This is a genomic window from Anaerovibrio slackiae, assembly GCF_009695585.1.
In the GTDB taxonomy this organism is placed as follows: domain Bacteria; phylum Bacillota; class Negativicutes; order Selenomonadales; family Selenomonadaceae; genus Anaerovibrio; species Anaerovibrio slackiae.
In genome coordinates, this window is the sequence record NZ_VUNR01000022.1 from 25639 (window position 1) to 49008 (window position 23370).

Annotated in this window: 23 protein-coding genes; 1 reads left to right on the top strand and 22 read right to left on the bottom strand. The window is 52.8% G+C overall.

Annotation, left to right across the window (positions count from 1 at the left end; all coding sequences use genetic code 11):
* The 22 genes from wbaP to FYJ84_RS10575 all read right to left on the bottom strand — a co-directional run bounded on the left by wbaP (window position 1) and on the right by FYJ84_RS10575 (window position 21498).
* Window positions 1-1440 carry an undecaprenyl-phosphate galactose phosphotransferase WbaP gene (gene wbaP / locus FYJ84_RS10470; protein WP_235901427.1) on the bottom strand — a complete coding sequence of 480 codons (1440 nt, stop codon included), beginning with the start codon at window positions 1438-1440 and terminating at the stop codon, window positions 1-3.
* A gap of 318 nt (window positions 1441-1758) precedes the next feature.
* Window positions 1759-2352: a glycerol-3-phosphate 1-O-acyltransferase PlsY gene (plsY, locus tag FYJ84_RS10475; protein WP_154407559.1), complete on the bottom strand. Its 594-nt coding sequence runs from the start codon at window positions 2350-2352 to the stop codon at window positions 1759-1761.
* A 1-nt stretch (window position 2353) separates the two neighbouring features.
* Window positions 2354-3685 (bottom strand): ribosome biogenesis GTPase Der, encoded by a 1332-nt coding sequence (der, locus tag FYJ84_RS10480; protein WP_154407560.1) that lies wholly within the window; start codon window positions 3683-3685, stop codon window positions 2354-2356.
* Between the two features lies 1 nt (window position 3686).
* Window positions 3687-5111 carry a DUF512 domain-containing protein gene (locus tag FYJ84_RS10485; RefSeq protein WP_154407561.1) on the bottom strand — a complete coding sequence of 475 codons (1425 nt, stop codon included), beginning with the start codon at window positions 5109-5111 and terminating at the stop codon, window positions 3687-3689.
* 83 nt (window positions 5112-5194) lie between these two features.
* The gene (gene rpsA, locus FYJ84_RS10490; RefSeq protein ID WP_154407581.1) at window positions 5195-6262 is read right to left on the bottom strand and encodes a 30S ribosomal protein S1; all 1068 of its coding nucleotides are present in this window, start codon (window positions 6260-6262) and stop codon (window positions 5195-5197) included.
* A gap of 2 nt (window positions 6263-6264) precedes the next feature.
* The gene (gene ispH, locus FYJ84_RS10495) at window positions 6265-7095 is read right to left on the bottom strand and encodes a 4-hydroxy-3-methylbut-2-enyl diphosphate reductase (protein WP_154407562.1); all 831 of its coding nucleotides are present in this window, start codon (window positions 7093-7095) and stop codon (window positions 6265-6267) included.
* Window positions 7096-7198: 103 nt separating this feature from the next.
* The gene (locus tag FYJ84_RS10500; protein WP_154407563.1) at window positions 7199-7813 is read right to left on the bottom strand and encodes a lysophospholipid acyltransferase family protein; all 615 of its coding nucleotides are present in this window, start codon (window positions 7811-7813) and stop codon (window positions 7199-7201) included.
* Between the two features lie 41 nt (window positions 7814-7854).
* Window positions 7855-8517 carry a (d)CMP kinase gene (gene cmk / locus FYJ84_RS10505; protein WP_154407564.1) on the bottom strand — a complete coding sequence of 221 codons (663 nt, stop codon included), beginning with the start codon at window positions 8515-8517 and terminating at the stop codon, window positions 7855-7857.
* A gap of 24 nt (window positions 8518-8541) precedes the next feature.
* Window positions 8542-9843 carry a 3-phosphoshikimate 1-carboxyvinyltransferase gene (gene aroA, locus FYJ84_RS10510; RefSeq protein ID WP_235901428.1) on the bottom strand — a complete coding sequence of 434 codons (1302 nt, stop codon included), beginning with the start codon at window positions 9841-9843 and terminating at the stop codon, window positions 8542-8544.
* 85 nt (window positions 9844-9928) lie between these two features.
* The gene (locus tag FYJ84_RS10515) at window positions 9929-11221 is read right to left on the bottom strand and encodes a BaiN/RdsA family NAD(P)/FAD-dependent oxidoreductase (RefSeq protein WP_154407582.1); all 1293 of its coding nucleotides are present in this window, start codon (window positions 11219-11221) and stop codon (window positions 9929-9931) included.
* Between the two features lie 31 nt (window positions 11222-11252).
* Window positions 11253-12017 (bottom strand): pseudouridine synthase, encoded by a 765-nt coding sequence (locus FYJ84_RS10520; protein WP_154407566.1) that lies wholly within the window; start codon window positions 12015-12017, stop codon window positions 11253-11255.
* Between the two features lie 70 nt (window positions 12018-12087).
* On the bottom strand, window positions 12088-12510 hold the full coding sequence (locus tag FYJ84_RS10525; protein WP_154407567.1) for a hypothetical protein: 423 nt from the start codon (window positions 12508-12510) through the stop codon (window positions 12088-12090).
* Window positions 12511-12548: 38 nt separating this feature from the next.
* Complete coding sequence (gene folK, locus FYJ84_RS10530) at window positions 12549-13043, bottom strand: 2-amino-4-hydroxy-6-hydroxymethyldihydropteridine diphosphokinase (RefSeq protein WP_154407568.1); 495 nt, start codon at window positions 13041-13043, stop codon at window positions 12549-12551.
* Window positions 13044-13067: 24 nt separating this feature from the next.
* Complete coding sequence (gene folB / locus FYJ84_RS10535; protein WP_154407569.1) at window positions 13068-13427, bottom strand: dihydroneopterin aldolase; 360 nt, start codon at window positions 13425-13427, stop codon at window positions 13068-13070.
* An 82-nt stretch (window positions 13428-13509) separates the two neighbouring features.
* Window positions 13510-14388, bottom strand: a complete 879-nt coding sequence (folP, locus tag FYJ84_RS10540; protein ID WP_154407570.1) for a dihydropteroate synthase — start codon at window positions 14386-14388, stop codon at window positions 13510-13512.
* A 45-nt stretch (window positions 14389-14433) separates the two neighbouring features.
* The gene (folE, locus tag FYJ84_RS10545) at window positions 14434-15000 is read right to left on the bottom strand and encodes a GTP cyclohydrolase I (RefSeq protein WP_154407571.1); all 567 of its coding nucleotides are present in this window, start codon (window positions 14998-15000) and stop codon (window positions 14434-14436) included.
* Window positions 15001-15005: 5 nt separating this feature from the next.
* Window positions 15006-16040: a tRNA preQ1(34) S-adenosylmethionine ribosyltransferase-isomerase QueA gene (gene queA / locus FYJ84_RS10550; RefSeq protein ID WP_154407572.1), complete on the bottom strand. Its 1035-nt coding sequence runs from the start codon at window positions 16038-16040 to the stop codon at window positions 15006-15008.
* 54 nt (window positions 16041-16094) lie between these two features.
* Window positions 16095-17558: a SpoIID/LytB domain-containing protein gene (locus tag FYJ84_RS10555; RefSeq protein ID WP_154407573.1), complete on the bottom strand. Its 1464-nt coding sequence runs from the start codon at window positions 17556-17558 to the stop codon at window positions 16095-16097.
* Window positions 17545-18159, bottom strand: a complete 615-nt coding sequence (locus FYJ84_RS10560) for an epoxyqueuosine reductase QueH (protein ID WP_154407574.1) — start codon at window positions 18157-18159, stop codon at window positions 17545-17547. Before FYJ84_RS10560 ends, FYJ84_RS10555 begins: the two co-directional genes overlap by 14 nt.
* 6 nt (window positions 18160-18165) lie before the next feature.
* Complete coding sequence (ruvB, locus tag FYJ84_RS10565; RefSeq protein WP_154407583.1) at window positions 18166-19143, bottom strand: Holliday junction branch migration DNA helicase RuvB; 978 nt, start codon at window positions 19141-19143, stop codon at window positions 18166-18168.
* 54 nt (window positions 19144-19197) lie between these two features.
* Entirely contained in the window at window positions 19198-19818 is a 621-nt protein-coding gene (gene ruvA, locus FYJ84_RS10570; protein ID WP_154407575.1) for a Holliday junction branch migration protein RuvA, read from the bottom strand.
* 150 nt (window positions 19819-19968) lie between these two features.
* Entirely contained in the window at window positions 19969-21498 is a 1530-nt protein-coding gene (locus FYJ84_RS10575; protein WP_154407576.1) for a YifB family Mg chelatase-like AAA ATPase, read from the bottom strand.
* Window positions 21499-21941: 443 nt separating this feature from the next.
* Between FYJ84_RS10575 and FYJ84_RS10580 the strand changes: the two genes are divergently transcribed.
* The gene (locus tag FYJ84_RS10580) at window positions 21942-23252 is read left to right on the top strand and encodes a leukotoxin LktA family filamentous adhesin (protein WP_154407577.1); all 1311 of its coding nucleotides are present in this window, start codon (window positions 21942-21944) and stop codon (window positions 23250-23252) included.
* Window positions 23253-23370: the final 118 nt, after the last annotated feature.

The following is a 23370-nucleotide window of genomic DNA, read 5'->3' on the forward strand; positions in this document are numbered from 1 at the left end:
TCAATACGCTCCTTTGCGACTTATCACTGTAGTAAAAGTCTTTATCAAATATTTTATATCCAGCCAGATGCTCCAATTGCGGACATACCATGTATCCATGGCTACCCGTTCCTCATAGGTGGTATCGCTCCTGCCGCTGGTCTGCCACATGCCGGTAATCCCCGGCCGTACCATGTAGTATTCCCGGATATTCTTGCCGTATTTTGCTATTTCGGCACGGACAATCGGCCTTGGCCCCACCAGGCTCATTTCCCCCCGCAGGACATTAAACACCTGAGGCAGCTCATCGAGGCTTGTTTTCCTGAGAAATGCCCCCAGCCGCGTCACCCTCGGGTCATTAGTCAGCTTGAAGCTGTCCTCCCATTCCCTGCGAGCGGCTGCATTCACCGACAAATACTGTATGAGCACCTTGTCAGCATCCGGCACCATGGTCTGAAACTTGTAGCAGGGAAACTCCCTGCCATTCCTGCCCACGCGCCTGTGAGCGAAGAAAATCCTGCCCTTGTTGTCAATTCCCACCAGAATGGACAGCGCCAGCAGGAGAGGCAGTATTGCCAAGGTTCCTACCAATGTCAGCACCATATCAAAAACAAACTTCACCAGCCGGTTTGCCCGCCGAGAAAGATTATTCTTGCTCTTGATCACTGTCAGCTGCTCCACAAAAAGGGTGCTGATTTCCACACTGCCAAGAGGGATGCCCACCAGATTTGGGGTAAACAGAATCGTGTCCGTTAAATGCTGCACGGAATATAGCAGCTTTTTCATGCCTTCCTCCGGCAAGCCGGGTGCAGCAATAATCAGAGTATGTATATGTCGCTCCTGAATGACACAAGCAGCGTCCCCGAAGCCCCCCAGCACGGGATATTTCCCGGGCAGGCTTTCAGATACCGGATGGTCATCCAAAATCCCTGCCACCTGATAGCAGTAGCAAGGATCCTTCTCCAAGGCAGACAGCAGTCTCTCGGCAGTTTTGCCTGCACCAATCAGCAATATCTGCTCCCTGAATGAAGGCACATGACTCAGGAGCTTGCTAATAGCTGCTCTGCCCAGAAAAATATACAGCAGGAAAAATAGCAAAAAGCAAAATGCATAGTATCTCGACACCTGCATGCTGTTGCGCATGAGGAAAATTACCATGATATACATCAGAAAGCCACAGCCGCTGCCCTTGAACACATCTCTTGCCATATCCAGGGACGGCCTGTTGAACCTGTAGCTGTCCGACATAAACAGGAACAGTAAAAACATGCACGGTATATACACATACTGATAATCCCAGGGCAGCAGCATTGCCGCACTCGCCTCCAGGCGAAATATGCTTTGCAGCCACAGGGCAGTCTTTTCCGCCAGCACTATGCAAATATAATCCATAAGGATGTGCATGCCCACCATAATCTGATGGTTATGCCGCCTGACAATTCTTCCCAATATATTCTCCAAAGATAAATTCTCCCCAAATAGAACAATTTATATATCCATATGTCTATTATGCTAGCACAATAAGCCTCTACTAGCAAGATATTTTTAACAAAAAGGATAAAAATTTTAACAATCACAATAAAACAACCGTTGCTGTCAATGGCTTATCTTCAGCATTGACAGGCTTTTACCCAATAAAAAACTCCTGACCAGCTAAAAGCCAATCAGAAGTTAACCCAAAAGTATAAAACTAATATACGAAAATATTCCTATCTTGCATATATTCATGTTTTACCAGATTATTTAAATTTTTATCTTGATGTTCTGACCTTACGCACCTTATCTGGCAGCCTTGATTTTGCTCTCGGTGCCGTTCAGGAGCCTTTCAATATTGCTCTTGTGACGGTAAATGATAAACACCGCCGCAATCAGCCCCAAAATCAAAAACTCTGTATGGAGCCCGAAGAACAGCGTCAAAATCGGCACCAGTGCCGCACCTACAATGGAGCCCAGAGACACATAGCCCGTAAAATAAACAATGGCGAACCAGACTGCAAAGACAATCAAAGTAACCATCGGCATAAGGGCCGCAATAACCCCCAGTCCCGTGGCTACCCCCTTGCCTCCCTTAAAGGCAAGGAACACCGACCAGGAATGTCCGGCAATAGCAAGGATGCCGCACAGCACACCGGCCAGCTCGCTGCCCCCCAGGTGAAGGCCCAGGTAGGCACTGACTGCACCCTTCAAAAAGTCCAGGGCAAAGATGCTGATGCCCCCGGCCTTGCCGATGGTACGCCAGGCGTTGGTGGCACCGATATTCTTGCTGCCATGCTGACGCAAATCCACGCCCCAGATGGCCTTGCCCAAAATCAGCCCGTTAGGAATGGAGCCTAAAAGATAGCTTATGGCAGCTGCCACAACAAAATCCAGCATTTTAGTAATCCTCCTCCTCTTTGCGGCCGCGGACAATCAGCTTCAAAGGCGTCCCCTCAAAGCCGAAGCTTTCCCTCAGGCGGTTTTCCAAGAAGCGCAGATAAGAAAAATGCATCAGCTCCGGGTCATTAACGAAGATGATGAACTTCGGCGGCTGAATATCCGCCTGAGTCATGAAGAATATCTTCAGCTGCTTGCCCCGATGGGACGGCGGCGGATTGACGGACACGGCATCCCGGATGAGCTCGTTCAGCACGCTGGTCTGGATGCGCATGGACTGCTGATCAGCCACATACTTCACCAGCTCCGTGATGCGGTGGATGCGCTGCCCGGTCAGGGCAGAGGTGTACAGCACCGGCGCATACTGCAAGAAGCCGATTTCATCCCGCAAATCCTCCGTAAAGCGCAGGGTGGACTTGTCATCCTTGTCAGGGAATACATCCCATTTGTTGACAACGATAATCACGCCCTTGCCGGATTCATGGGCATAGCCTGCAATCTTCTTGTCCTGCTCGGTGATGCCCTCCTCCGCGTTGATGACCATCAGCACCACATCGGCACGGTCAACGGCACGCAGGGAGCGCATGACACTGTAACGCTCAATGGCCTCGTCAATCTTGCCCTTGCGGCGCATGCCTGCGGTATCAATCAGCATGAACTTGATATTGTCCGACACAAAATGGGTGTCGATGGCATCACGGGTAGTGCCTGGCACATTGCTGACAATCACCCGGTTCTCCCCAATCAAGGCATTGACGATAGAGGACTTGCCCACATTCGGGCGGCCGATAACAGCGATGCTGATCTCGTCCTCCTCCTTGTCCTCCCCGTCATTCTCAGGAAAGGCAGCCACTACTGCATCCAGAAGGTCACCCAGCCCCAATGAGTTGGAGGCGGCAATCCCCAGAGGCTCCCCCAGTCCCAGGCTGTAGAACTCGTACACGCCGGCCTCCAGCTGGGGGCTGTCAATCTTGTTCACCGCCAGAATCACAGGCTTCTTGGTATTGCGCAGCATCCTGCCTACTTCCTCGTCAGCAGTGGTCAGCCCGGCACGGCCATCCACCACAAAGACGATTACATCGGCTTCCTCCATGGCCACCAGAGCCTGCTGGCGCATGGATTTCAGGATGTGGTCATCATCCTCGAACTCGATGCCGCCTGTATCAATCATAGTAAAGGTATGGTTCAGCCATTCTGCATCCATGTAGATGCGGTCACGGGTAACACCCGGCATATCATCCACGATGGAAACGCGCCTCTTGCCAATCTGGTTAAAAAGGGTGGACTTGCCCACATTGGGACGTCCTACAATGGCTACGATAGGTTTACTCATATCACATTCCTCCTCTCTTGGTATAGGCAGCATTGCTCTGCCACATATAAGAAGCGGCCGTATCGCCTACGCCGCTATAGTTTTCCCAGTCCGTCAGGGCGTGGAAATACTCCCTGCCGCTGCCCACGGTCTCCACCCGGCAGGACAGCCGGGCACAAAAATCACTCAGGGAAACATCATCCAAAAAGACATTCTCCCCGGTTCGGAGGGCTGACTCAGGAATCAGGATGCCGTCCACCTTCCCTGCCACATCCTGCAAAGCTGCCAGCATATCCTTTGCCGTGAGGAGGCCGGACACATTGACCGTGGTGCCAAAATGATGGTTAGGCACAGGCACCATAGTAACCTGCTCCCCTGCCCCGCTAATCGACTCAGCCAGCTCTGCCATCAGAGGCGAGATGGAAGTGCCTGAGACCACCGCCAGCCGCAGCTTTGCCCGATTGTCCCTATTGTCCTGCTGTTTATGCGCAGCCAAAGCAGCCTTGCTATCATCAGCCTCTGCCACAGCTGCAGCAAATTCCTCCATGAAATTCCTGGCCAGGCCGATGCCGTTATCCAGCTGGGGAAAGCCGTCGTAGTATTCCGCCGGTGGCAGCTCCCTGCCAGCCAGCAGGTAGAACTCATCCGCCAGGTAAATAAAGGTGCGGCCGTCCCTTTTCCGTTGCTGCCTCTGATAGGCCTCCACCTGCTCCACCACCCTGGCGGCACTTTCCTTATCAAAGGACTTTAGCGGATAGCAATCCTGCCGGAATCTGGTCAGGCCTACAGGCACGATGGCAACGGACAGGGCATGGGGCTGCCGGGCCACTATATCCCTGAGGGAACGTTCCAGCTCCTCCCCATCGTTCAGATCACGGCACAGGACAATCTGGGTATGATACTCCACATCCGCCGCTTCCAGCTTGTCCAGCTGGGCAGACAGGTTGCCAGCCGTCCTGCAGCGCAGCAGCTTCTGCCGAAGGTCAGGATTGGTGCACTGCACCGATACAAACAAAGGTGAAAGATGATATTGCTTGATGCGCTGGAAATCAGCATCCACCATGTTGGTCATGGTGATGAAATTGCCATACAGAAAAGACATGCGGTAGTCATCATCCTTGATGTTCAGGCTTTCCCGCATATCAGGAGCCACCTGATCCACAAAGCAGAACAGGCAGTTGTTGGCACAGTGCCTGATGCCGTCAAACACAGCCGACTCAAACTCAACTCCCAGCTCCTCGTCATAGTCCTTGTCAAACTCATAGACCTCCTGCTGGCCGTCCTCATGCTCCACCAGCATTTCGATTTCCTCATCAGCAAAGGCAAAGCTCACATCGATAATATCCCGGAGCCGGGTACCATTGATTTCCAGGAGCTTGTCACCGGGAACCAGCTCCAGCTCCTCTGCCAGGCTGCCGGGATAAATCTTCAAAATTCTGCCGTACATCTTCCCCCTCCTTTGTAACAGAAAGTAAGGAGTGATGAACCCACCACTCCTTGCAATAAATCTTTGTTTTGTTGGAAGCCGTATTACTCAGCAGCCTCGGCGTTGTTAGCCTTGGTAATGCTCAAGGAAATACGCTTGCGCTTCATGTCGATGTGGAGAATCTTTACATTAACCTGCTGGTTCAGCTCTACAGCCTCATCTGCACGGTTGATGCGCTTGGTAGCCAGCTCGCCCATAGGAATCAGGCCGTCAAAGCCAGGCTCAATCTCCATGAATGCACCGAAGTCAGTCAGCTTAATGATAGTACCGCTGATGATGGAACCCTCGGTGTACTTCTCAGCCTTCTCCAGCCATGGATCCGGCATGGTCTCCTTAACGGAGAGGGAAATGCGGCCGGCCTCAGGGTCAATGTTCTTAACCTTTACCTGCAGAACCTGACCTTCCTGCAGAACATCAGCAGGCTTCTTTACACGGCTCCAGGACAAATCGGAGATGTGAGCAAGACCGTCAACGCCGCCGATATCGATGAATGCACCATAGTCAACCAGACGCTTAACGGTACCCTCTACAACATCACCCTCATGGATGTTCTCGAATACCTTGGCACGGTTAGCCTCGCGCTCTGCCTCCAGCACCTGACGGCGGGACAGTACGAGACGCTGCTTGCGGATATCCAGCTCCAGTGGCAGAGCCTTTACGGTCTGACCTACATAGCCGTCCAATTCCTTTACATAGTGGAGATCAACCTGGGAAGCAGGAATGAATGCGCGAACACCCATCACACGTGCAACCAGGCCGCCCTTAACAACCTGGGTAATCTCGGCATCAACAGGCTCAGCCTTCTCAACGATGCCATCCAGCTCCTTCCAGGATGCCAGGCGGTCAGCCTTTACCTTGGATACAACCAGGCCGTTCTCGCCGCCCTTGGATACAACCAGAACCTCGATTACATCATCAACCTTGACAATGTCCTTGGCAGACTCAGGAGCCGGCTCAGCCAGTTCGTACTTTGCAATAGGAACATCATTCTTATTACCCTTGATATTGACGATAGCTTCGTTGTCATTTACTGCAACAACTAATGCTTCAACCAAATCGTGCTCATTTATCTCCTTAATAGATTCTTCTTCTGCTGCTAATAAAGCTTCCATGTTCATTTCTTCTGACACTTCTCGTAAACCTCCTTGATAATCCAGTCAGGCGTTGAAGCACCCGCTGTAATACCAATTTTTTTTATTGTAGCAAACCACTCGTCACACACCTCGGCAGCGGTTTCGATATGGTATGTTTTACACTTCTCTGAACAAAGCTGGGCAAGCTTTGTGGTATTGGCACTGTTCTTGCCGCCCACCACTATCATCAGCTCAACCTCACCGGCCAGCTTTACGGCTGCCGACTGCCTGAGATCAGTGGCCGTGCAGATAGTGCGGATAATCCTCACGTCCGAGGACTTGTCCAAAAGAACACTGACAATCTTCTTGAACCTGGCACCGGAAAAGGTGGTCTGGGACACAATCCCCAGCCTGCCGTACATCGGCAGCCCGGCAGCCTCCTCCTCGGTATCAACCGCTACAGCTCCCTCACCAGCCCACTCAAGAATGCTGCGCACCTCCGGGTGGTTCTTGTCACCTACAATAACCACCTGACAACCGTCATCAGACAGCTGCCTTGCCGCATTCTGGGCCTTGCGCACATGAGGGCAGGTAGCATCTACCAGATTCAGCCCTTTTGCCTCAATCTTCTCATAGACATGAGGCCCTACGCCATGGGAGCGGACAATCACCGTTCCCTGGGCAATCTCATCCAGTGTCTCAATCTTGCCAATCCCTTCCTCTGCCAGCCGCGCAACCATCTGGGGGTTGTGAATAATCGGTCCGAGGGTATAGGACCTGCTCTGAGGCGTCACAGAATCCTCCGCCAGCTGGATAGCCCGCTTGACTCCATAGCAAAACCCGAGATTTTCTGCCAAATAAACTTCTCTCATCAGGTCACCTCAAAACAAATTTCAAAATAGAAAACTGCATCTTAAAACACTCTGCCATTATATCATGAAATTTGCATATTGGCTATGCAAATTTAGCAATTTTTTAATTTTTTTTCAAAACCTGCTCATTTTCTGCCAGCATACAGGAAATTCTCTCCATAATTTTTTCCGAAAAGGCTGCCAGAGCTTCCTTGTCATTGTGCTTGCCTTCAAAGTAAAGGGGCTCTCCAAAGATGATTTTTATCCGGGGCAGCAGGCCGCCATTCTGAAAAATCCTGTTGGTGCCGATAATCGCCGTTGGCACTACAGGCACCTTGCCCATTGCCGCCAGCAATGCCACGCCGGACTCAGCCTTGCCCAGCTTGCCGGTCCTGCTCCTGGTTCCCTCCGGGAACACTCCCAGGCACAGCCCCTGCTTCAATATGCCCAGGGCCGTCTTGATGGCGCCCCTGTCCGCAGCCCCCCGCTTTACCGGGAAGGCGTACAGTGCCCTGATAATGGCCCCGGCAATGGCAGGCTTAAAGAGCTCCTCCTTGGCCATGTATGCCACAGGCCGTGGCATATATGTACCGGCCATGGGCGGGTCCCAGTTGCTGAGATGGTTGGCAGCCATAATCATGCCACCCTCCATGGGCACATTTTCTTTTCCCTTGATGACAGGGCGGAACAAAATACCAAATAGAATCTGGAATAATACCTTCAGGCATCTGTAAAACATTTTCCCTTCTCCTGTTTTTCCTGTCTGTTATCTATCTACCATCATACCCTGCTGCAGCGGTCGATGATGGCCTGCACAACCTCATCAATCCCCATATTGCTGGTATCCAGCAGCTCTGCATCAGGTGCCTGCACCAGAGGGGAAATCTCCCGCTCGCTGTCTGCCTTGTCACGGGCGGCAATATCCTTTTGCAGCTCCTCCAGGCTTACATTGTATCCCTTTTCCTGCATTTCCTTGAAGCGGCGGCGTGCCCTTTCCTCAATGGATGCCGTCAGGAAAATCTTCACATTGGCATCAGGCAGCACGCTGGTGGCAATATCCCTGCCATCCATCAGCACGGAGCCCTTGGCTGCCATGCGCCGCTGCAGCTCCACCATCCTGCTGCGGACAGGCCCCAGGGCAGCCACCTGGGAAACGATGGCCGTCACCTCCGGGGTGCGGATTTCGCCGGTAACATCCGTGCCATCCACACTGACGGTAGTCTTGCCCTCCACATAGGCCAGTTCCACATGAACATCCTTCACCACATCCAAAATCAGCTCATCAGTCACAGGCTGTTTTCTCTGCAAGGTCTTCCATGCCACCGCCCTGTACATGGCACCTGTGTCAATATAGGTGCAGCCAAGCTTCCTGGCTGCCAGCTGCGCTACCGTGCTCTTGCCGGCTCCTGCCGGTCCATCTATTGCTACTACAAGATTTTTCATATTCTCTCAGTCTCCCCCACAAAATTAGTACAGCCCTGCCATTTCCTCGTAGAAGGAAGGGTAGGAAATAGCCACGCAGTCAGGCTGCTCAATCTCCACGCCATTGCCAGCCATACCGGCAATAGCCAGTGTCATGGCAATGCGATGGTCATCGTAGCTGAAGCAGGTTCCCTGCTGCCATACATTCTGGCTGCCACCCCGGATAATCAGCCCATCCTTCGTAGCCGTGATGCAGCTGCACAGCTTGTTGAACTGGTCGCTGATGGCCTGAATGCGGTCGGTTTCCTTGACACGCAGCTCCCCGGCACCAGTAATCACCGTCTCTCCCTCAGCAAACATGGCCGCCACCGTAATGGCAGGGATTTCATCCACCAGCCGCGGCATGATATCCGCCCCAAAGCTGGTGCCATGCAGGCTGGCGGAACGCACCAGGATATCTGCCACCGGCTCGCTGCCACTGCTACGCTCATTGGTCAGGGTAATATCCGCTCCCATATCATTCAGCACATCAAGAATGCCGGTACGGGTAGGATTGATGCCCACGTTCTTCAGCAGCAATTCACTGTCTGGAATCACCGAAGCTGCCACCAGCCAGAAGGCTGCGGAGCTGATATCCCCAGGCACCAGGATTTCCTCCGGGGCGGTCAGCTTGTCCTGGGCCTGAATGCTGATGGCAGTGCCCTCATAATCAAGCTTCACTCCGAAGGACTCCAGCATCAGCTCCGTATGGTTGCGGGACTGATAGGGCTCCACCACTGTCGTGGTTCCCTCGGCAAAAAGCCCTGCCAAAAGGATTGCCGACTTCACCTGGGCACTTGCCACCGGCATATCGTAGGTAAAGCCCTGCAATTTTTTGCCGGCAGGGACTACCGTAATAGGCAGCTTGGTATTCCCTGCCCTGCCCACGATATGGGCCCCCATCTGGCTGAGAGGCTTGATTACCCTGCCCATAGGCCGCTTGTGCAGGGAGCTGTCACCGGTAAAGACAGACACGAAATCCTGTGGTGCCAGCATGCCCATCATCAGGCGCAAAGTAGTGCCTGAGTTGCCTGCATCCAGCAGGGTTTCCGGCTCCTTCAGGCCGTGCAGGCCGTTGCCTGTCACCACCAGCTCCGTAGGGCTGAGCATCTCCACCTTTGCCCCCAGGCTGCGCATTACGCCTACCGTGGAAAGGCAGTCTGCCGAGGGCAGGAAATTGGTAATGCGCACCGGCGTATCCCCCAGTGCCGAAAACATCACGCTGCGATGGGAAACGGACTTATCCCCAGGTATGACCAGCTCTCCCCGCAATCCCTTTTTTATCTTTTCAACCACTCTGTTAGCCATGTACAGGCCTCCCATTCATTTTTATGTATATTGTGCATTTATGCCTTTTATGTTGCCACATAAAAAATATATATCAGTAACTGTATCAGCTGTTCCAGACGCTCCAGCAGCCTGCCGCCGCCCCCATGGAAAATGCCGCCTGCAGGTTAAATCCGCCGGTGTAGCCGTCCACATCCGCTACTTCACCGGCAAAGTACAGCCCCTTTACCAGCTTGGACTCCATGGTCTTGGGATTGATTTCCTTCACATCCACGCCGCCTGCCGTGACAATAGCCTCGGCAATCGGCCTGGTGCCGGAAATCACCATGCTGAGCCCCTTGAGAACCTGCGCCAGCCTGTGGCGTTCCTCCCGGGTGACGGTATTCACCATCCGCTCCGGCTCAAGATAGGCCGCATCCAGCACCGGCTCAATCAGCCGCCCCGGCAGGAGATCCTTCATGCCATTCTTGATTTCCTTGCGCTGATATTTCTCAAAATCACGCAAAAGCCGTGCATCCAGCTGCTCAAGGCTCAGGGCAGGCTTCAAATCTATCTCCAGCTCCAGGAAGCTGCCAGCCTCCAAAAGCTGTGCCGCCTGACGGCTCAGGGACAGGATAATAGGGCCGCTGACGCCAAAATGGGTAAACAGCATCTCCCCGAACATCTCCCCGGCCTTTTTGCCATCGGCAAGGAGCGTAGCACGCACATTCCGAAGTGCCAGCCCCTGCAGCTCCTTCACCCAGTCATCCTCTGCCTCCAGGGGTACCAATGCCGGAAGGGGCTTCACCACATGGTGTCCTGCCTCCGCCGCCCAGCGGTAGCCATCCCCGGTAGAGCCTGTCCCCGGATAGGAAGCTCCCCCGGTGGCCACAATCACCGCCCTGCCGTGGTACTGGCTGCCATCAGCCGTCCTGACGCCCTTGACACAAGCTTCCCCTTTGGCACCAGCCTCCAGCAAAAGCCCTGCCACCCTGGCATCAGTAACCAGCCTGATGCCCAGCTCGTGCAGCCGCAGCACCATGGCATCCACCACGTCGGCAGCCCTGTCGCTGACAGGAAAAACCCTGCCGCCCCGCTCCACCTTCACGGGAACGCCCAGCCCCTGAAAGAACAGCTGCACATCCTCATTGTCATAGGACTTCAGGCAGCTATGCAGAAACTTGCCGTTGCCGGGAATATTCTTAATCAGCTCCTGCTTTTCCGCCACATTGGTAATATTGCAGCGCCCCTTGCCGGTAATCAGCATCTTCTTGCCAGCTCTCGGCATCTTCTCCAAAAGGGTAACAGCTGCACCGTTTTCCGCTGCCTTGATAGCCGCCATCATACCGGCAGGGCCTGCCCCTACCACAACTACGGTATCCGTATTTTCCACATTATCTGCACTATCTATGCTATCCATATCATCCATATTATCCATGCGATTCATCAGGCTACGACTCCTTGCGCGCATTTCCAGCCGGTTTCCCTGCCGCTGTTCCTGCTATTTTCTTCAGACGGGCAACTTCCTCACCTGTGAGGCTGCGGTAGCCGCCTCTTGGCACACCTTCAAGGGTAAGCCCGGCAAAGGCAACCCGCTTCAGCTCCTGCACCCTGTGCCCGATAGCCTGCAGCATCCGGCGCACCTGACGGTTGCGCCCCTCATGGATGGTGAGCTGCACCCTGCACCAGCTGCCGTTATCAGCACGCTCCAAAAGCTTTGCCCTGGCCGGGGCAGTCATGCCGTCCTCCAGCATGATACCCCGGCAAAGCTTCTTGATATCCTCCCCGGTCACCACGCCCTGTGCCTTGGCAATATAGGTTTTTTCTATCTCATACCGGGGATGCAGGAGGCCGTTCATCAAATCACCGTCATTGGTCAGGAGCAGCAGCCCTTCCGTATCATAGTCCAGCCTGCCTACAGGATAGATATACTCCTCTACCTCCGGCAGGAGGTCAATCACCGTGCGACGCCCCCTATCATCCCTGACGGCAGAGATGCAGCGTTTCGGCTTGTTCAGCAAAAAATACAGCTTCTCCTTCGGTGCGCTGATATTCACCCCGTCAATGGCAATAACATCCTGCTCCCCATCTGCCTGAGTGCCCAGCTCCGTGACCACCCTGCCATTCAGGGTAACCCTGCCAGCCAGAATCAGCCGCTCCGCCTCCCGGCGTGAAGCCGCCCCTGCCTTGCTGATGATTTTCTGCAAACGCTCCATTACATCCCCTCACATAACTCTGTTCTTCATCTGCACCCTGCCAAATATCAGGCAGGATACAGCAAATTTCTCAGCTAAAAAAGTTATACAGCATATAGGCTATAGCAGCCGCAATGACACCCACTGCCACGATGGGAAAGGCCACAAAAATCAGGAACCAGATGACAGCCGCTGCCACCAGGGCACCGATTATCCTGTATTTCCACTTCTGCCAGGTTGTCAATCCCTGCCCCATGCCAAAGGTATACACCCTTGGGCCGCGGCTGCCGCCATAGCTCCTGAAATTCTGGCGGAAATCCTGGCTGCGATGGCTGTTATCCTCATATGCCTCGTTAAAGGTCTCAGGACGGCTGCTGCCAGCCTGCTTGCTGCCTGCACCATTGCCGGTGCTTTCCTCATAGCTGCAATCCTCTATGGTAATATCGTCGTATTCCAGCCTTTCCTGCCGTGTCATCACACGGACTATCTCGCCATCTTCTCGTTTTTCTTCCATGAAAATACACCTCTTTTCACTCTGCTGTTCCTGTTCTGCTATGCTTTCCCTGCTTTTACGATGCTGAACCTGTCGTCGAGCCTGTCACGGCACTGAACCGCCGTCATCCCGTTGGCCAGCACCAGCTCCGGGGCAATCTCCGCCAGGGGAACCAGCACAAAGGAACGCTCCAGCATATAGGGATGGGGCAACACCAGCTCAGCCTCCGCCAGCTGTACCCCCGGAATGTACAAGAGGTCGATATCAATCGTCCTCGCCCCCCAGTGTTCATGCCGCACCCTGCCCAGCTTCTTTTCAATCTGCTGACATGCCGTCAGAAGCTCCACCGGCGCAAGGACTGTCTCCACAGCCGCTGCGCCATTGATAAAGGGCGGCTGGTCCAGCTTGCCCCAGGGCGGAGTTTCATACATAGAAGATACACATTTCACATGAATTTTTTCTGTATTATCCAGCATTTCCACAGCCTGCCGGATAGTGCCCAGCCTGTCCCCCAGATTTGCCCCCAGGCTGAGATAGCAAATATATTTTTCCATATTATCTCTACTATCTTTTATCCATTATCTTTCCAAGGTCACGGACACATCCCGGAAAACGCCTGCCACCGGCGCCCCCGGCTTGTGCACGGTAATCGTGATATGCTCCAGCATGCTGTACTTTGTCCACAGCATACTGACAATCAGCTCCGCCAATGCCTCTATGGTCTTCATCGGCTTGTGGGCATCCTCCACCAGCTCCCTGACCTCCTGATATACCTCCGCATAATTGATAGTGGCATTCAGGTCATCATTGAGCCCTGCCTGATGAAGGTCCAGCTCCAGCACCAAATCCACCACGAAACGCTGCCCCAGCTTGTTTTCCTCAGGCAGCACGCCATGATAGCCAAAAAATTCCATCCCCGTCAGAGTAATCCTGTCCATTTCCAATCCCTCACATATCCGTGTATTATCAGCTCTTGCCGCTGCCCCATATCCACCTTGGCAACTGCCCAATAGCCGTATCTTATCCCTTGCGGCTGCCGGCTGCCAGAATGGCATCCGTTATTTTGCACATCCTGCTGATAGGCAGCACATCATGGACACGCATGATTTCACAGCCCTTGGTAATCCCCAGCACGCAGGTGGCCCCGGTAGGCTCCATGCGCTCATCCACCGGCAAATCCAGGGTATTGCCAATAAAGCTCTTGCGGCTGGTGCCCAGCAGCACAGGATACCGCCTGCCGTCAAACTGCTTCAGCTCCTGCAAGCGGTTCATCACCTCAAGATTGCCCTCCACAGTCTTGCCAAAGCCGATGCCCGGGTCCAGAATCAGCTTGTCAAGGTCAATACCGGCCTTGTCCGCTATCTCAATGGATTTCAGGAAAAATGACCGCATGCTGTCAATAATATCACCCTTGTACTCCTTGGAATTGCGGTTGTGCATTACCACCACCGGCAAATCATACCGGGCAGCCACCTTTGCCATTTCCCCCGGTTCTTCCTCATACTGAAGGCCCCAGATATCATTCAGGATATGCACACCATGCTCTGCTGCAAAGGCTGCCGTTTCCGCCTTGAAGGTATCAATGGAAACCGGCACCGGGCATGCCGGAACCACCGCCTCAAGAAACGGCTTCAGCCTTTCTATCTCATCCTTGGCAGACATGGTCACAAAGCCAGGACGGCTGGACTCGGCACCTATATCGATAATATCGGCACCATTGACCACCATCTCCAGCATGTGCTGCACAGCTTTGTCCACGCTGTTCCACTTGCCGCCATCAGAAAAAGAGTCCGGGGTTACGTTCAATATGCCCATAATCAGGGTTCTGCCGCCAATTTCCAGCTCCTTGCCATCCTGCCATGTATACTTCCTATCTGCTTCACGCAGTACATTTGCCATCTTTGCCACTTCCTTATGCTTCCTTATACATCCTTAATTCTGCCTTTATTCGCCCTTGTTCCAGCCCAGCAGGTTCCAGGCCTGGCTGTACATGCTGCTGTCATTGTCAAAGCACCCTCGGCATGCCGAGGTAATCGTGGAGGTGCCGTTGGCCAGGTCACCACGCATAGTCATGCACAGCTGCTGAGCTTCCGCTATGACCAGCACGCCCTCTGCCTGCAAGCCATCCATAACCGCCTCTGCCAGCTGCTCTGTCATGCGCTCCTGCAGCTGGGGGCGATGGGACACCATATCCACCAGCTTGGTGAACTTGCCAAAGCCTGCCACCATGCCGCCTTGCGGCTTGTAGGCGATGGACACCCTGCCAAAAAACGGCACCAGATGATGCTCGCACATGGAGTAAAAAGGTATATCCTTTACTGCCACAATGCCGTCATTCTCACTCTGGAAAAGCTCTCCCCACACATCTGCGGTATCCTTCCCCAGGCCACTGAACAGGTAGCCGTACATCTCCGCTACCCGTGCCGGTGTCTTCTCCATATCCAGCTGCTGCAAATCCAGTCCCAATGCCTCCAAAAAATCCCTCATGGCACTTACAGCCTTTTCATTCATCTCTATCACTCTCCAGGACGCCTAATCAGCATTGCATCACCAAAAGAAAAGAAGCGGTATTTCTCCTGCACGGCAGTCTCATACGCCTTCAGCACAAATTCCCTGCCTGCAAAGGCACTTATCAGCATAATAAGCGTAGACTTGGGCAGATGGAAATTAGTCACAATCCCATCCACCAGCTTGAACTCATAGCCGGGATAAATAAAAATATCCGTCCAGCCGGACTTGCCGCTGATCCTGCCAACCCCATCAGCTGCCGACTCCAGGGTGCGGATAGAGGTAGTGCCCACGGCAATCACCCGCTTTCCGGCAGCCTTGGTACGCAAAATCAGGTCTGCCGTCTCCTGGGAAATGCTGTAATACTCCTTGTGCATCACATGCTCCTCAATGTTTTCCACATTGACGGGGCGGAAGGTTCCCAGCCCCACATGCAGGGTAACAAAGCCCAGGTTGACACCGTATTCACGCAGCTCCGCCAGCTGCTCCTTCGTAAAATGCAGCCCTGCCGTAGGAGCTGCCGCCGAGCCCTGCTCCCGGGAGTATACCGTCTGATACCTTTCCTTGTCCGCCAGCTTTTCATGGATATAAGGCGGCAGGGGCGTTTCCCCCAGCCTGTCCAGAATTTCCTCAAAAATTCCCTCATACTGGAATTTCACAATGCGGCCGCCAAAATCCGTATGGTCAGTCACCGTGCAGGCCAGCTCATCGCTGAACCTGACCACCTGCCCTATCTGTGCCTTGCGCCCCGGCTTCACCAGGGTTTCCCAGGTATCGCCATCAATGCGCCTGAGCAAAAAGACCTCCACCTTGCCGCCGGTGCCGTCACGCCAGCCCAGCAGCCTGGCAGGCATCACCCGGGTATCATTCATAATCAGGGTATCCCCTGGCTCAAGATATTCCTTCAGGTCATAAAAATGACGATGCTCGATAGTCTTCTCCACCGGGTCCAGCACCATCAGCCGGGAAGAATTTCTCGGCTCCACAGGTGTCTGGGCAATCAGCTCCTCCGGCAGATTATAGTCAAACTCTGATAATTGCATTACATGCTCTCCAAATTAAAACGTTCACAACCAACAAACCGACAAATTAATAAATCAATAAATCTCCTGAATCACCACATCGGTATAATAGTGATGCAGTATGTCGTCATACTTGCTGCCCTTGTCCGCCATGGCCTTGGCACCATACTGGGCCAGCCCCAGGCCATGGCCGAAGCCGTGGCCGTCAAAGACAATGGTCTCAGAGCCATTAATCTTCATGGCAGAGCCGTTCATAGCCGCAGGTGCCTCAGAAAATGTCCCCTGGCTACCCTTGGAAGCAGCGGCAGTCTTCTTGCTGTTTTCGGCAGCTGGCAGCTTGACGCTGCGCTCCGTGCGGACATTGAACATGGCACTTTTCAAGCCGAAAATCGTCCTGGCCTGCTCCCCGGTAATAGTCACCGTGCCGCTGCTGCCGGTGAACTTCACGCCATAGGCACGGCCGGAGGCAGTCCTGCCGGTGACAGAACCGCTGGAGGAAATAGGGCTGAGGGAAATGGATTTCAGCGTACCCACGCCCTTTCCGGCAGAAGCCAGCTGCTTTTCCACCTGGACTACCGTGAACTTCGCTGTCCAGTTGTGGTAAGGTGACTTGCTGTCATCATCAGTTACGGAGCGGAGATATGGCTGATACACGCCCCATACGTCCTCGCTGTTTTCCGTAGCACCGCCGGAGGAGGAATGGAAAGCTGCATAAATCACCTGATGCTCATAATACATCACCTGTCCGCGAGTGGCATCCACCGCGCTATTGGTTGCCGCAGTTTCTGCCGCCATGCCGCTGTACACCTGGCAATGGCTGGAACCGCACAAATCGTAGCCGACAGCCTTGTGCCCCCCCTTGCTCCTGTTGTACAGGGCAAAGGTTCTCGCCGCCACAGCCTGGGCCTTCAACGCCTCCCCATGCCAGCCGGGAGACATTTCCGATGGCAGCACCCCCTTGACATAATCCTCCAAGGACAGCTGGTTCAGCACCTGCAGCCGCACACCGTCAGAGGTAAGCCGCAAGCTGCCCCGATAGCTGCTGCCGTTGTATTTCATCACGCCGTCAGCACCGTTCTTCGCCTGCACGGTCACAATCCTGCTCTTGGTCTTTTTGCCGTTGATGGCGATATAGCTGCCATCCACAGTGATATTCAGGCTCTTGTTGGCACCGCAGCTTTCCAGCACCTTGCCGGCATTGCCGTCCACCACCTCAAAATCACTGATGCCGGACACACTAGCAGAAGCAAGCCCCTCCCCCAGCATCACGCTCAGCATGGTCATGGGCACATTCTTCTTGTCCAGCTTCTTGACGCCCTTTGCCGCACCGCCATTCTGCTCAGCAGCCTTGGCAGAGACATTCTTCTCTTCCTTGCCCTTTTCCACGTTCCACTCCGGCGTCTTGGGGGGCCGGTTGCCTGCCCCCGGATAGAGCGTGCTGACACCTGCCTCCGCTATCCCCAGCTGAAACAGGAAAAAAGCCATTGCCATGACTGCGGCAAACATCCCCTGCAGCCTCCTGCCCTTATATCTCTCCACTTGCCTCTGCCTCCAATCTTGCCCTTTTCTTGGCCTTGTTGGCCTTTTTTCTCGCCTTTCTCAGCTCCCTGCTGTAGCGTTCCTCCTCGCTGAAGATACAGCCGCAGTAAGGCTGGCGATATAAGCCCATTTCCATGCTCATGTCGATGCCCTCCTGCCAGCCGGGACGGAAATCCTCATAATGAAACTTCACCCCGTACACCTTGGCAAAATGCTCCGCCGTCTCCTTCATCAGCTCATGCTGCTGATAAATGCTGTAGAACAGCGTGGAAGTAAAGGCATCAAAGCCGTTTTCCGCCGCATACCTGGCAGTTTCCTCCAGCCGCCAGGTATAGCACATGCGGCAGCGGCCATTCTCCACCTGCTCTGCAGCCAGGGCCCGGCGCAGGAAATCCCGCAGCATATAGTGCTTGTCCGTGATTATTTGCAGCTCTGACCTGGCGGCAAATTCCTCCGCCGCCTTCAGCCGCATATCCCATTCCTTATATGGGTGGATGTTGGGGTTGAAAAAATAGCCTGTGGGCTCTATGCCCTGTTCCCTCAGCACCTTCACAGGGTAGCAGGAGCAAGGGCCGCAGCACATGTGCAACAAAAGATTCATCTAGCTCTACGCCTCCGGATAAGGAATATTCATGTGTTCATAACCGGCCCTTGTCACCACACGCCCCTTGGGGGTGCGGTTAATAAAGCCCAGCTGCAAAAGATAAGGCTCGTACACATCCTCGATGGTATCCCGTTCCTCGCTGGTGGCTGCCGCCAGGGTGTCCAGCCCCACCGGGCCGCCCCCGAACTTCATCACCATGGTTTCCAGCATCCGCCTGTCCGTATGGTCAAGCCCCATCCTGTCCACCTCCAGCCTCTGCAAAGAAGCATCCGCAATCTCATCTGTAATGATGCCGTCACCAGTAATCTGGGCAAAGTCCCTGACACGCTTCAGGAGGCGGTTGGCAATCCGGGGAGTCCCCCGGGAACGACGGGCAATCTCCCAGGCTCCCTTTTCCTCAATGGAAATCTGCAATATCTCCGCCGCACGCTTCACAATCAGCACCAGATCCTCCGGCTGATAATATTCCAGCCGGGAAATCACCCCGAACCTGTCCCTGAGAGGGCCTGCCAGGGAACCTGCCTTGGTGGTGGCTCCTATCAAAGTAAAGGGTGCCAGATCCAGGCGGATGGAACGGGCACTAGGCCCCTTGCCGATGACGATATCAAGGGCAAAATCCTCCATGGCAGAATACAGAACCTCCTCCACATTCCGGGATAATCTGTGGATTTCATCAATAAACAATACATCCTTCTCACCAAGATTGGTCAAAAGTGCCGCCAAATCCCCGGCATGGTTGATGGCAGGCCCCGATGTCACCCGAAAATTAACCCCCAGCTCATTGGCAATAATCCCTGCCAGAGTGGTCTTCCCCAGCCCTGGCGGACCGTAAAACAGCACATGGTCCAAAGCATCCCCCCGGGACATGGCAGCCTTGATGAATATATCCAGATTATCCTTCACCTTTTTTTGCCCGATGTACTCCCTCAGGTGACGAGGCCGCAGGCTGTACTGCCACTCATCACCGTTCTGCACATTCATGTCTATGACACGCTCCTGGGCAAAATCCCCGTAATTAATATCCTCCAACCTCTATCACCTCCCGGAAAGCTCTTTCAGGGCAAACTTTATCACCGACTGCACATCCTGGTCGCCCTTCAGCCTGCTGCATTTCTCCAGCACAGGCGCCAGCTGCTGGGCATTGTAGCCAAGGCTCTGCAAAGCTGCCGCCGCCTCTGCCACCACGCCCTCGCCAATCTCCGGCAGGGCAAACAAATCTGACAAATCCTCCACCTGGCCGTCATCGCCTGCATCGGCAAAGTGCAGCTTGTCCTTCAGCTCCACAATCATCCGCTCCGCGGATTTCTTGCCCACCCCCGGCAGCTTCACCAGCACGGAGGCCTGCTTCTTCTGAATGGCCTGGCACAGCCTGGCCGGGGTAATCGCCCCGATAATCCCCAGCGCCACCTTGGGTCCGATGCCGCTGACCGTCAGCAAAAGCTGAAATAAATCATATTCCTCCTGTGAATAAAAGCCATACAGCTGGATAGCGTCCTCACGCACGCTGGTATGGGTAAAAAGCATCGCCTCCTGCCCCAGCTTCAGCTGGTTGTGGGTGTTCCCGGCAATAAAAACCCGATAGCCCACGCCATTTACATCCAGCAGGCAAACATCCGCCAGCAAATAGGCAACCCTGCCCCGCAAAAAACCAATCATCTGTCAACCCTCTGCCCTAATTCTGCCACAGCACTGCAATAATTCTGCAACCATCTTATAATCATTCTACAATATCATCTTATTATACAACAAGATGTTTGATTTAACAAATTCCCCAGCAAAAAAAGAGGCAAAATTTTGCCTCCTTCCTCAAAAATTATTTCCCGGCAGGATTTCCCCCCGCAGCTGCAAGGCCTCACCGATATGTATCTCGCTTATAATATCGCTGCCGGACAAATCCGCCACCGTCTGGGCTACCTTCACGATGCGGTCATAGGAACGGGCAGACAAATTCCTCTCCTGAAAGGCTGTTTCCATCAGCTCCTGGGCCTCATCTGTCAGCTGGCAATATTTTTTCAATATGCCGTGATTCATCTGGGCATTACAGACAATATCCAGCTCCCGGAACCTGTCCAGCTGGATTTTTCTGGCTGCCACCACCCTCTGGCGGATGACGGAGGATTTTTCCGCCCTGACCTCCGAGGTTATCTCCTGGTAGGACACCCGGGGCACCCGGATCTGAATATCAAACCTGTCCAAAAGCGGGCCCGACAGCTTCCGGGTGTACTTCTTGATCTGAGGCAGGCTGCACTCGCAGGGAATCTCGCTATCCCCATAGTAGCCGCAAGGGCAGGGATTGAGGGCAGCTATCAGCATAATACGGGAGGGAAAGCTCAGGGTGGCATTCACCCTGGACACGCTGACAAAGCCATCCTCAAGGGGCTGCCGCAGGCATTCCAGGGCATTTTTGCCAAACTCCGGCAGCTCATCCAGAAACAGCACCCCGTTGTGGCTGAGAGTCACCTCCCCGGGCTTGGGGATGCTGCCGCCCCCTATCATGGCAGCCGAGGAGACAGTGTGATGAGGGCTCCTGAAGGGACGCCGGGTAATCAGGCCGCTGTTGTTTTTCAAGAGCCCGGCAATGCTATAAATCTTCGTAACCTCCAAGGCTTCCTTCCGTGTCATATCCGGCAGGATGGAGCCCATCCGCCGTGCCAGCATGGTCTTGCCAGCCCCGGGGCTGCCGGACAGGACGATGTTGTGACCGCCAGCAGCCGCAATCTCAAAGGCACGCTTGGCCAAAAACTGCCCCTGCACGTCGCAAAAATCATCCTGCAATACCTCCCGTTCCTCCTGAGCTGGTTCCTTGGCAGCTGGCTGCAGCTCCCCCCTGCCGCTGAGAAACTCCACCAATTCCGACAGATTCTCAATGCCGTACACCGCTATACCATCCACCAGCAGGGCTTCATTGATGTTCCCCTTGGCCACCACTACTGCCTGCAAGCCGCTTTCCTGTGCCTTGATAGCCATGGGCAGCACGCCGCTTACCCGGCGGCACTCCCCCTCCAGGGACAGCTCGCTGATGAACAGATACCTGTCCAGCCCTTCCGTGGGAATCACCCCGTAGGCAGCCAGAAGTGCCACCGCAATGGGCAAATCCAGCCCGGCACTGTCCTTCCGCATACCTGCCGGAGCCAGATTGACCGTCACTTTGTCCTGCTGCAGCCTAATGCCGGAATTGCGGATGGCAATCCTCACCCTCTCCTTTGCCTCCCTCACCATGGCATCCGGCATCCCCACCATCTCAAAGCAGGGCAGCCCGTTGGACACATCCACCTCCACATCAATAATCACTCCGTCCACGCCCAGAGTCGTAGCCCCCTTGGTACAAGCATACATACCATCTCACCCCTTTTGTTCTATTACAGGTGATTATATTACATTTCTGGTATTATGTAAAGAATTTTTTTAAGTATTTTTGGTATATTAACTTATATATTAATATATAAGTTAATATTAATATATATATCTATATTTATATTAATAGGCAGGTGCAGTCTGCTGCACAGTGCATATAACTATTTGTTTTGTTCTAAAGCCCCCAAAAATGCAATTCCAGCAAACCCAAATAGGATAATGGTCTGTTGCCTTTTGAACAAACAAAGGTGTATAATTATATTTGGTGTATTGGGAGTGTACTTATGTCTAAATACTTGCAGGCATGTACAAATTTCTCCCATAAAAATGCATCTATTTGCATCTTGACAGAATATCATGCAGCTTGATTTTGCAGGCTATAAAGAAGACTGAGCAGCTTCTAAATTTCCGAAGGAGGAGCGTATATGATTGGTAAACCAAAAAGATTAAAGAAAAGCCAAAAATCTTTGAATGGCAAGACTGACAAAAAAAATTCCCTGAGCAGGAAGGTGCTGCATTATGTGCTGGCAGCTGGCTTTGTTTTTGCGCCTTGGCTGGGGGGCGAGGCGTATGCTGGCAATATTGTGCGTATTGACGCAAATGGAGCTTCAATAGGTGATAACCTAATGCAAAATGGTGTTGCTGACATTTATGCCGGAGAAGTTGATACATCTGGCAAGGTGGGATTGAATCGTTTCAATACATTTACCGTGGAGAATGGTGAAATTGCTAATCTGTATTTCAAAAACTCCTCTACTGGTTCTGCTTTAGATACCCTGGTGAATACTGTAGAAAATCAAATTAATATTAGCGGTATTGTAAACGGTATACGCAATAATACAATTGACGGCAACTTATATTTCATATCCCCTCAAGGCATGGTTGTCGGTTCTACTGGCGTAATTAATGCAGGCTCACTTACGGTTGTGGCTCCTGAATCTGACTTTTGGAAATACTATTTTGCAAACGCTGATACATCTGCTAATGCAGTGAAAAATAGAAACTGGGGACGTTTATCTGATGAGGGAAAAATTAACATTGATGGACATATTAATACTGCAACCGGAATAGATTTGGAGGCAGTGTCTATAAATCTGGGTTCAACTGCTAGTTCTAGTCCTGGTTTTTCTTTAAAGACAGGCGTGGTGTTCAACGAAACCGTTAACACTGATGATATTGACCAACAAATTAATAACGTATTAACCAATGAGCGTCTAACTGCTTCAACCGATGAAAATGGTAACATCTATCTCTATGCTCGAAAGGATGAAGGAGGTGGTTACTATGCAGGAACATTAAATATTAATAATGGTCTTCTGGACTCGGCTGGAAATGTTCGGTTGGAAATTGGTAATACCATCACAACTAACGAGGATGCTTCTATAAAGTCAGGAAAAGAAATGAATATTTTTACAGAAACAGGTAGCATTAGCAATGACGGTAACATTGATGCTGTACAAATGATCCAGATTACCACCGGCAACTCTCCAGGGGATAGTTCTGATGCTAATTTTATCAATCGTGGCACTATTTGCTCAACGGATGGTGGTTTTTCTCTTACGGCAAGGAATAGCGTATTAAACCTTGGCACTATAAAGAGTAATGGAGAGAGCAAGTTTACAGCTGGGAATACCATAATCAATACTGGAGAGATTATTTCAGAAAATAGTAATGTACAGGCACACATTGGCAGAAACTTCTGTAATATATCCCATAAAAGCGACCTCTGGAGTTAGAATATAAATAGTACAAGTCAAAATGAGAAATCCTAAATAAGTTCATGACATGGTACAATATATGTACCTATCTTGAGGAGGATTTCAGAATGGCTAAACAACATGACAAACAGTTTAA